Source organism: Pseudomonas sp. KCJK8993 (genome assembly GCF_046230915.1).
GTDB classification, from domain to species: domain Bacteria; phylum Pseudomonadota; class Gammaproteobacteria; order Pseudomonadales; family Pseudomonadaceae; genus Aquipseudomonas; species Aquipseudomonas piscis.
Genome location: NZ_JBJJLO010000160.1, coordinates 1 through 11,472 on the forward strand (window position 1 = coordinate 1; position 11,472 = coordinate 11,472).

The window sequence follows — 11,472 nt, forward strand, 5'->3', positions numbered from 1 at the left end:
GCACGTCGGTGCTGGTGCGCGAGTACGAGGCTCCGGTGGGCGAGACGGAAATCACCCTGGCGCGGCTCTGGTGCGAACTGCTCGAGGTGGAGCAAGTCGGGCGTCACGACCACTTCTTTGAACTGGGCGGCCATTCGCTGTTGATGGTCAACTTGATGGGCCGCATGCGTGAAGCCGGCTTGAAGGCGGACGTGCGCACCTTGTTCAATCAGCCGACCCTGGCGGCGCTGGCCGCATCGGTGGGGGCGAGCGAAGAGCAGGCGGTACCGGCCAACCTGATCCCGGCCGACTGCACCCGCATTACGCCGTCGATGTTGCCGCTGGCCACCCTTGACCAGGCGAGCATCGAGCGCATCGTCGCGACGGTCAGCGGTGGCGCGGCCAACGTGCAGGACATCTACCCGTTGGCACCGTTGCAGGAAGGCATCCTCTATCACCACCTCAGCGCGGTGCACGGCGACCCTTACGTCATGCAATTGCGCTACGCCTTCGAGCACGTCGAGCGCTTGCACGCGTTCAGCGCAGCGCTGCAACAGGTGATCGAACGCCATGACATCCTGCGCACCAGCGTGGTTTGGGAGGGCCTGCAACAACCGATGCAGGTGGTGTGGCGCACTGCGCGGCTGTCGGTGCAGCGTGCGTCGCCGGATATCCGCCAGCCACGCCTGGACCTGACCCAGGCGCCGATGATGCAGCTGCTGTATGCCGAAGAGGCCAGCGATGGCCGCGTGGTCGCCACGCTGTTGTTCCATCACATGATCCTCGATCACGTGGCCATGGAGGTGGTGCAGCAGGAAATGCAAGCCTTCCTCATGGGCGAGACGGCACAGCTGCAGGCCCCGGTACCGTACCGCAACTATGTGGCGCAAACCCGCCTGGGGCAGGGCGAGCAGGCGCACGAACGGTTCTTCCGCGAACAGCTGGCGGACATCGAGGAGCCCACCCTGGCCTTTGGTCTGCAAGGGATGGCCGATGACGAGCCGGTGGAGGAAGCCTATGTGCCGCTGGACGCCGAGCTGAGTCGGCGCCTGCGGGTGCAGACGCGGCAACTGGGCGTCAGCCCCGCCAGCCTGTTCCACCTGGCGTGGGCTCAGGTGCTGGGTGTGGTGTCGAGTACCGAACGCGTGGTGTTCGGCACGGTGCTGATGGGCCGCATGCAAGGCGGCGACGGGGCGGAGCGGGCGCTGGGGATGTTTATCAATACCCTGCCGTTGCGTGTCGACCTGGGAGGTGTCGGCGTGCAAGCTGCGCTCAAGGCCACCCATGCGCGGCTCAACGGCCTGCTGGCCCACGAGCATGCCTCGCTGGCCCTGGCGCAACGTTGCAGCAGCGTCGCGCAATCCACGGCGCTGTTCAGTGCCTTGCTCAACTATCGGCACAGCCATGGCGCGCCGGTGTCCGCTGCCGAAGCCGAGGCCTGGCAAGGCATGCAGCTGTTGCAGGCGCAGGAACACAGCAACTACCCGCTGACCTTGAGCGTCAACGATCAGGGCCAGGAGTTCAGCCTCAGCGCGCTGGTGGTGGCCTCGGTGGGCGCGCAGCGCATCTGCGACTATGTCGTGGGGGTGGTCGAGGGCCTGGTACAGGCGCTCGAGCACGCAGCGGACACGCCGATGCATCACCTGTCGATCCTGCCGGCTCATGAACGCCAGCAATTGTTGAACGGATTCAACGCCACGCGGATCGACTTCCCCGTCGGGCACACCCTTCACCAGCGTTTTGAAACCCAGGTCGAGCTGTACCCCCACGCGCTGGCCGTGGTGTACCAGGGCCAAAGCCTGACGTACAGCGAGTTGAACCGGCAGGCCAATCAGCTGGCGCACCAGTTGCTCGAACTGGGCGTGCGGCCCGACGACCGCGTGGCCATCTGCGCGCAGCGCAGCCTGGAAATGCTGGTCGGGCTGGTGGCGATTCTCAAGGCGGGCGCGTGCTATGTGCCGATCGACCCGGCGCACCCGGCCGAACGCTTGAGTTACCTGCTGGAGGACAGCACACCCGTGGCCGTGCTGATCCAGCCCGCCCTGGCGCCGCGCCTGCCGAACGTGACCGCGCCAGTGCTGGAGCTGGACAGTCGCCTGTGGCAAGGGCCGTCGAAGGGTAACCCGCAGATCAAAGGGCTCACCCCGGCGCACCTGGCGTACGTGATCTACACCTCCGGATCGACCGGGCTGCCCAAGGGCGTGATGGTTGAGCACCAGACCCTGGAAAACCTGGTGAACTGGCACTGCGACGCGTTTGAGCTGCGGCACGGGAGCCACACCTCCAGCGTTGCCGGGTTCGGTTTTGACGCCATGGCCTGGGAAGTCTGGCCAGCACTGTGCGTGGGCGCCACCCTGCACTTGCCACCGGCCCGGGAGGGCGGCGAAGACATCGATGCGCTGCTCAAGTGGTGGCTGGCGCAGCCGCTGGACGTCAGCTTCCTGCCCACGCCGGTGGCGGAGTACGCCTTCAGCCAGAACCTGCAACACCCGACCCTCAAGACCCTGTTGGTCGGTGGCGACCGCCTGCGCCAGTTCCACACGCCACAGCGCTGCAAACTGGTCAACAACTATGGCCCGACCGAAGCCACGGTGGTCGCCACCTCCGGCGTGGTCGAGGCCGGCCAGGCGCTGCATATCGGCAGGCCGGTGGCCAACACCCAGGTGTATCTGCTGGACGCGCAGCAACAGCCGGTGCCCGTCGGTGTTGCCGGCGAGCTGTACGTGGCCGGGGCCGGGGTGGCGCGCGGTTACCTGAACCGTGCGCAAATGACCGCCGAACGCTTCCTCAAGGACCCGTTCAGCCACGACCCGCAGGCGCGCATGTACCGCACCGGCGACCTGGCGCGCTGGTTGCCGGACGGCACGCTGGATTACCTGGGGCGCAACGATGACCAGGTGAAGATCCGCGGTGTGCGCATCGAACTGGGGGAAATCGAAACCCGCCTGGGCGAGCATGCCCAGGTTCGCGAAGCCGTGGTGCTGGCGCGGGAGGCGCGCCTGGTCGCTTACTTCACCGAGACGCAAGCCGTGTCGATCGAGGACTTGCGCAGTTGGTTGCAGGCGCAATTGCCCGAGTACATGGTGCCGAGCGCCTATGTGCGGCTCGACCATATGCCGCTCACCGCCAACGGCAAGCTCGACCGCCGGGCACTGCCGGAACCGGGGCTGGACGCGCTGACCAGCCGTGGCTATGAAGCACCTGAAGGGGCAGTGGAAACTACCCTGGCGCAGATCTGGGCCGAAGTGCTCAAGCTGGAGCAGGTGGGGCGTCACGACAACTTCTTCGAACTGGGCGGGCATTCATTGCTGGCGGTGGGCCTGGTGGAACGGATGCGCCAGGCCGGGTTGCAGGCCGATGTCCGCGTGTTGTTCAGCCAGCCAACCCTGGCGGCGCTCGCCGCTTCCGTGGGCGCCGGTCACGAAGTAGCGGTGCCGCGCAATCGCATCGAGCCGGGTTGCACGCACATCACCCCGGACCTGCTGCCCCTGGCCACACTGGATCAGGCGAGTATCGAGCGGATTGTCGCCAGTGTCCCGGGCGGCGTGGCCAACGTGCAGGACATCTATGCCCTGGCACCGCTGCAGGAGGGCTTGCTGTACCACCATATCAGCGCCGAACAGGGCGACCCGTACCAGCAACATGCGCTGTTCGCGTTCGACAGCCGCCAGCGCCTGGAAGGGTTCGCCCAGGCCCTGCAACGGGTGATCGCGCGCCATGACATCCTGCGTACCAGCCTGTTCTGGGAGCGACTGGAAGCACCGGTGCAAGTGGTCTGGCGCGAGGCGCCACTGACGGTTGAGGCGTTCATCCCGCAAGCGGGCGAGGTGCTGGCGCAACTGCGCGAACACTTCAGCCCGGGGCGTCACCGCATGGACATCCGCCAGGCACCGATGATGCATCTGGGCTTCGCCCATGATCCGCAGCATCAGCGCTGGATCGGCATGCTCAGCTTCCACCACCTGGTCAACGACGCCACGTCCATGGGCGTGCTGGTGGCGGAAATCGAAGCGCACATGAGTGGTTGTGAGGCGCAACTCGGGGCTTCGGTGCCGTACCGCAACTATGTCGCCCAGGCCATGCAGGGCAAGGACCGCGCGGCCCATGAGGCGTTCTTTGCCCAAATGCTCGGCGACGTCGACGAGCCGACGCTGCCGTTTGGCGTGCAACGCATCGACAGCGCGCGGGACCCCAGCGAAGAAGCCGAACACTGGCTGGGCGCGGCGTTCAGCCAGCGTCTGCGCCAGCAGGCGCGACAACTGGGCGTCAGTGCGGCCAGCCTGTATCACTGGGCATGGGCGCAGGTGGTCGGCGCGCTGTCGGCGCGCGACGACGTGGTGTTCGGCACGGTGTTGCTCGGTCGCTTGCAGGCCGGCGAGGGCGCCGACCGCTCCCTGGGCATGTTCATCAATACGTTGCCACTACGTGTGCGCCTGACCGATGACAGTGTGTCGGTGGCCGTCAAGCGTACCCATGCCGCCTTGAGCCAGTTGCTCGCCCATGAGCATGCGTCGTTGACCCTGGCTCAACGCTGCAGTGGGGTTGCCGCGCCGGCGCCGTTGTTCAGTGCCTTGCTCAATTACCGTCACGGTTCGGCCAGCGCCAGCGACGCCAGCCGGGCGGCCTGGGAAGGGATCGAAATGATCGGCGGTGAAGGGGTCGACAGCTATCCGTTGATTCTTTCGGTGGACGACGTGGGCGAGGACTTCAAGGTCAATGCCCTGGCGCCGCGGTCGGTCGGTGCCCAGCGCGTGCTGGGGTACATGACCACGGTGCTGGGCGATCTGCTCGATGCCCTGGAGCAGGCCCCCCATGCCGCTTTCCAGCACCCGTCGATCCTGCCCGCGGAGGAGCGCAGGCAAGTGCTGCACGGGTTCAATGCCACCGTACGTGACTATCCGGCGAGCCTGCCGGTGCACCAGGTGTTCGAGTCGTGGGCACAGGCGCAGCCGCAGGCCGTGGCGGCGGTGCATGGCGAGCAACAGGTGAGCTATGCCCAATTGAACGCCCGTGCCAACCGTCTGGCCCATCACCTGGCCAGCCTGGGGATGCCGGCGGGTTCAAGCGTGGCGGTGCTGCTGGAGCGTTCGGTTGACCTGCTCGTGAGCCAACTGGCCCTGAGCAAATGCGCGCTGGTGTATGTGCCGCTGGACGTCAATGCCCCCGTCGAACGCCAGGCCTTCATGCTCAGCGACAGCCAGGCGACGTTACTGTTGAGCCACGCCGGGCTGGGCAAGGCGTTGCAGGTGCAGCGGCTCGATCTGGACCAGACGCACTTGGGCCACTGGTCTGATGACAATCCGGCGGCAGTGGTCAGCAGCGAGGCGGCAGCGTACATCATGTACACCTCCGGCTCTACCGGTACGCCCAAGGGTGTGCGGGTGCCGCATCGCGCCATCACACGACTGGTGATCAATAACGGTTATGCCGATTTCAATCAGCACGACCGCGTGGCGTTCGCGTCCAACCCGGCATTTGACGCCAGCACCCTGGAAGTCTGGGCGCCGTTGCTCAATGGCGGCGCGGTGGTGGTGATCGACCAGGACACGCTGTTGGCGCAACAGCCGTTTGCCGCTCTGTTGCAGCAGCAGGCCGTCAGCGTGCTGTGGATGACCGCCGGGTTGTTCCATCAGTACGCCGAGGGTTTGCTGCCGGCCTTTGCCCGCCTGCGCTACCTGATCGTCGGCGGCGATGTGCTGGACCCGAGCGTGATTGCCCGGGTACTCAAGGGCGGTGCCCCTAGGCATCTGCTGAACGGGTATGGCCCGACAGAGGCCACGACCTTCTCGACCACCCATGAGATCACCCGGGCGGACGAGGGCAGCATTCCGATTGGCAAACCGGTCGGCAACAGCCGCGCTTATGTGCTGGATGCGCATCGGCAACCGGTGCCGGTCGGGGTGACCGGCGAGCTGTATGTCGGTGGCCAGGGTGTGGCGCTGGGGTACCTCAACCGGGCTGAATTGACGGCGGAGAAATTCCTCGCCGACCCGTTCAGCGACGGCGGCCTGATGTACCGCACCGGCGACCTGGTGGCCTGGCGCGCCGACGGTACCTTGCAGTATCAGGGGCGCAACGACCAGCAGGTGAAGATCCGTGGTTTCCGTATCGAGCTGGGCGAGATCGAAACCCGTTTGGCCGGTTGCCCCGGCGTCAAGGAGGCCGTGGTGCTGGCCCGCCAGGACGAGCCAGGGCACAAGCGTCTGGTGGCCTATTTTACCGAACGCGAAAGCCTGGATATCGAGGCTCTGCGCGCCCGCCTGCAGGGGCAGTTGCCGGAGTACATGGTGCCAGCCGCCTATGTACGCCTGGACAGCCTGCCGCTGACCGGCAACGGCAAGGTCGACCGTAAGGCCTTGCCGGCGCCGGACCAGGACGCGGTGCTCAGCCGTGCCTACGAGGCGCCCGAGGGACCGGTGGAAGTGGCATTGGCGCAGCTGTGGCAAACGCTGCTCAAGGTTGAACGGGTGGGGCGTCATGACCACTTCTTCGAGCTGGGTGGGCATTCGTTGCTGGCGGTCAGCCTGGTTGAGCAGATGCGCAAGCAAGGGCTGGACGCTGACTTGCGTGTGCTGCTCGCCCAACCGACGCTGGCCGCCATGGCGGCAGCGGTGGGGCAGGTGGAGCACGTGGTGGTGCCGCAGTCCAGCGTGCCGACCCTTGAGCGCAAGCGGCGCATTTGACGCGATGCGCAACAGCTCCCCTGTGGGAGCTGTTGTGCTTTGGCCGGAAGGCTCCCGCATGGGCGCTTCGGTGTGGCCAATCTCGCTGGCATGAACCTTTAACCGTGGGAGCCGGGCAAACCGGCTGCCGCGTGTTTATCCGCTGGGCCCCCGCGCATTGTCCCGACTTCCCCTGACATACACCTCAGTGCGGATGTTTTAGTTTTCCTGCCCTGTGGGGAGGTCTGTGGCACGCATTCATCCCATCACTTTTTGCATCTGTCGGCAGCGGCGCCTCAGCCCATGGAAGGCATGCGCCGACGCTCGATGCCCGGTTTTTCGGTTACGCACGACGTCGGGCTTTTTTCGTCATTGTTTTCGAATCTTAAGCAGGTCACACCATGCATTTCAGCGAATTGATGGCAGTTCTTTCGACTCACGCGATCCATCTTCAACGTGAAGAGGAGGACCTGATCATCCTGGGCGACGACGAGGGACTCGATGACGGGGTGATCGACAGCCTGCGCAGGCACAAGGCGCAATTGCTTGAGTTGATCGCCCGCAACGGTGGCGACTGGCTGAGCCCGGCCTATCGCATTACCCCGCCGATGCTGCCATTGACGACGCTGGACCAGGCGACCATCGACCGGATTGTCGACGCCGTGCCCGGTGGCCTGGCCAACGTGCAAGACATCTACCCGCTGGCGCCGTTGCAGCAAGGCATGCTGTACCACCACTTGTCCGCCGAGCAGGGTGACCCGTATCTGCTGCAATCGCAGTACGCGTTCGACAGCCGCGAGCGCCTGGAGCAGTTCACCGAGGCCTTGCAGTACGTGATCAAGCGTCACGATATCCTGCGCACCACCGTGGTCTGGGAGAGCCTCGATGAACCGGTCCAGGTGGTGCTGCGCAAGGCCGCGCTGGTCAGTGAGGAAGTGCACCTGGACCCGCGCGACGGTGACGTGCTGACCCAACTGCAAGGTCGCTTCGATGCCCGTCATTATCGCCTGGACATTCGCCAGGCGCCGATGATGCGCATGGCTTTTGCGCTGGATTCAGCGAATCGGCGCTGGGTGGCGGTGTTGATGTTCCACCATATGGCGCTGGACCATACCGCGATGGAGGTGGTGCAGCACGAAATGCAGGCCTTCCTGCTGGGGCAGGTCGAGCACCTCGGCGAGCCGGTGCCGTACCGTAACTACGTGGCCCAGGCTCTGCTGGGTGTGACGCAACAGCAGCATGAAGCGTTCTTTCGCGAAATGCTCGGCGACATCGATGAGCCGACCCTGCCTTTCGGCGCGCAGGACGTTCAGGGGGATGGTCGCGGTATCGACGAAAGCCACCTGATGCTCGACAGCGGTTTGAGCAAGCGCCTGCGTGCCCAGGCGCGCCAGATGGGCGTGAGCGCCGCCAGCATGGTGCACCTGGCGCTGGCGCAAGTGCTGGGCAAAGTGTCCGGGCGCGAGGAAGTCGTCTTCGGTACGGTACTGCTGGGTCGCATGCACGCCGGCGAGGGCTCCGACCGTGCCCTGGGCATGTTCATCAACACCTTGCCGCTGCGTGTCAGCGTCGGCGCGCAAAGCGTGAGCAGTGGCCTGAAGCTGACCCATCAGCGCCTGACCGCGCTGCTTGCACATGAGCACGCCTCGCTGGCCCTGGCCCAGCGCTGCAGCGCCGTGGCCACGCCGACGCCGCTGTTCAGCGCGATGCTCAATTACCGCCACAGTGCCACCGGCGCCAGCACCGAAGCCCAGGCCGCCTGGGCCGGCATGCAAGCGCTCGGGGCACAGGAACGCACCAACTACCCCTTGACCGTCAACTTCGATGACCTGGGTGAGGATTTCCATATCACCGTACTCGCGGGCCCCGACATCGGTGCCGAGCGCGTCGCGCGCTACCTCAATGCCGCCTTGCAGAGTCAGGTCGATGCGCTGGAACACACTCCGCAGGCGCCGCTGCAAACCCTGGGTATCCTGCCGGCCACCGAGCGCGATCATCTGCTGCACGCCTGGAACAGCAACGCAACGGTGTATGCCGATGGCGCACTGATCCACAGCCAGGTCGAAGCCCGTGCGGCGGCACGGCCTGACGCTGTCGCGGTGGTGTTCGATGAGCAGCGCCTGAGCTACGGCGCCCTCAACCAGCGCGCCAACCAGGTCGCGCATCGCCTGCTGGCATTGGGCGTGCGTCCGGATGATCGGGTGGCGATCTGCGTCGAGCGCGGTCTGGAAATGATCATTGGCCTGTTGGGTATTCTCAAGGCCGGTGCCGGTTATGTACCGATCGATCCGGCCTACCCCCAGGAACGCATCAGCTACACCTTGCAAGACAGCGCGCCGGTGGCCGTGCTGGTGCAACAGGCCACCCACACCCGGGTGGCCGAATTGTCGGTGCCGGTGATCACCCTGGATGCGGGCGACTGCCAGGACGAATCAACCGACAACCCCCAGGTCGCGGGCCTGACGCCGGCGAACCTGGCCTATGTGATCTACACCTCCGGTTCCACCGGGTTGCCCAAGGGCGTGATGATCGAACACCGCAACGTGGCGCGCCTGTTCACCGCCACCGAGGCCTGGTTCCACTTCGACGATCACGACGTATGGGCTTTGTTCCACTCGTTCGCCTTCGACTTCTCGGTCTGGGAAATCTGGGGCGCACTGATGCACGGCGGGCAGTTGCTGGTGGTGCCGCAACTGACCAGCCGCTCGCCCGATGAATGCTATGCGCTGCTGTGCAGCGCCGGTGTGACCATCCTCAACCAGACCCCGAGTGCCTTCCGTTCATTGATCGCCGCCCAGGGCCAGAGCGCCTTGAAGCATTCCCTGCGCCAGGTGATTTTCGGTGGCGAAGCGCTGGAACCGGGGATACTCAAGCCTTGGTATGCGCGTACCGCCAACGCTGGTACGCAACTGGTGAACATGTACGGCATCACCGAAACCACGGTGCATGTGACTTATCGTGCCCTTGCAGCGGCGGATGCGCAGTTGGTGGGGAGCAGCCCGATTGGCGGGGGCATTCCGGACTTGCAGCTGTATGTGCTCGATGATCGACGCGAGCCCGTGCCGGTCGGGGTGGTGGGCGAGCTGTACGTCGGTGGCGCGGGCGTGGCCCGTGGTTACCTGAACCGCCCGGAACTGAATGCCGAGCGCTTTATCGCCGACCCGTTCAGCGGCCGCCCCGGCGCTCGCCTGTACAAGACTGGTGACCTCGGCCGGCGCCTGGCAGACGGCAGCATCGACTACCTGGGGCGTAACGACGACCAGGTGAAGATTCGCGGCTTCCGCATTGAATTGGGCGAAATCGAAGCGCGCCTGGCCGCCTGTGACGGCGTGCGCGAAGCCGTGGTGATTGCCCGTGAAGACACGCCGGGGGACAAACGCCTGGTGGCCTATGTGATTGGTGATGAGGGCATGGCGCCGAACGCCGCCGACCTGCGGACCCAGTTGCTGGTGCATCTGGCCGAGTACATGGTGCCCGCCGCGTTTGTCATGCTCGACAGCTTGCCGTTGACCACCAACGGCAAGCTCGACCGCAAGGCCTTGCCGGCCCCGGACGCCGACGCACTGGCGCGGCGTCAATACGAAGCGCCGCAAGGCGCGGTCGAAGCGGCGATCGCGACCATCTGGCAGGACTTGCTCAATGTCGAGCAGGTCGGGCGCCAGGATCACTTTTTCGAGTTGGGTGGCCACTCGTTGCTGGCGGTCAAGTTGATCGAGCGCATGCGTCAGGTCGGGCTCGGTGCCGATGTGCGTGTGCTGTTCGGCCAGCCGACCCTCGCGGCCCTGGCCTCGGCGGTCGCCGGTGCGCGCAAGGACGTGGAGGTGCCCGCCAATCGTGTGCCCGAGGGTTGCGATCACATCACCCCGGACATGCTGCCCCTGGCGGACCTCGATCAGGACGCCATCGAGCGCATCGTGGCGACGGTGCCGGGCGGGGCACGCAACGTCCAGGAAATCTACAGCCTGGCGCCCCTGCAGGAGGGGATCCTGTACCACCATCTGGCGGCCGCCCAGGGCGACCCCTATCTGCAATACGTGACCTTCAGCTTCACCAGCCGCGAGCGGCTGACACGTTTCGCCGATGCACTGCAAGGCGTGATTTCGCGACACGACATTCTGCGCACGGCGGTGGTCTGGGAACGCCTGGACGAGCCGGTACAAGTGGTCTGGCGCGAGGCTCAACTGGGCCTCGATGAAATCCCCCTGGACCCGGCCGCCGGTGATATCGCTGAACAACTGACCGCCTGCCTCAACCCGCGCCACCATCGCCTGGACATTCGCCAGGCCCCGTTGATGCGCATCGGCTACAGCGAGGACGCCCCCAACCAACGCTGGGTGGCCGTGTTGCTGTTGCACCACCTGGTGGACGATGCAACCTCCCTGCGCATGCTGATCGCCGAAGTCGAAGCGTACACCCGCGGTGAAGAAGCACAATTGCCGGCTTCGGTGCCGTATCGCAACTACGTGGCGCAGGCGCGCCTGGGCGTGAGCCGCGAAGAACACGAAGCGTTCTTCAGTGAAATGCTGGGGGATATCGACGAGCCAACCCTGCCGTTTGGCCTGCAGGATGTGCAAGGCGATGGCCACGGGGTGGAAGAGGTGCTGTTGCAACTCGATGACACCCTCAACACGCGCCTGCGCAAACAGGCCCGGGAATTGGGCGTGACCCCGGCGAGCCTGTATCACCTGGCCTGGGCCCGAGTGCTGGGCGGTGTTTCCGGCCGCGATGACGTGGTGTTCGGCACAGTCTTGCTGGGGCGCCTGCAAGGTGGCGAAGGCGCCGACCGCGCCCTGGGGATGTTCATCAACACGCTGCCGTTGCGCATCAGCCT

General features: G+C 65.5%; 1 protein-coding gene and 1 pseudogene. Both read left to right on the top strand.

Annotated elements, in window-relative coordinates; all coding sequences use genetic code 11:
* Nucleotides 1–5 precede the first annotated feature (5 nt).
* Nucleotides 6–6,662: pseudogene (locus ACK6AU_RS29805) on the top strand (amino acid adenylation domain-containing protein); the annotation flags it as partial.
* Between the two features lie 380 nt (nt 6,663–7,042).
* A partial coding sequence (locus tag ACK6AU_RS29810; protein WP_409303216.1) for a non-ribosomal peptide synthetase occupies nt 7,043–11,472 on the top strand: 4,430 nt, incomplete at its 3' end.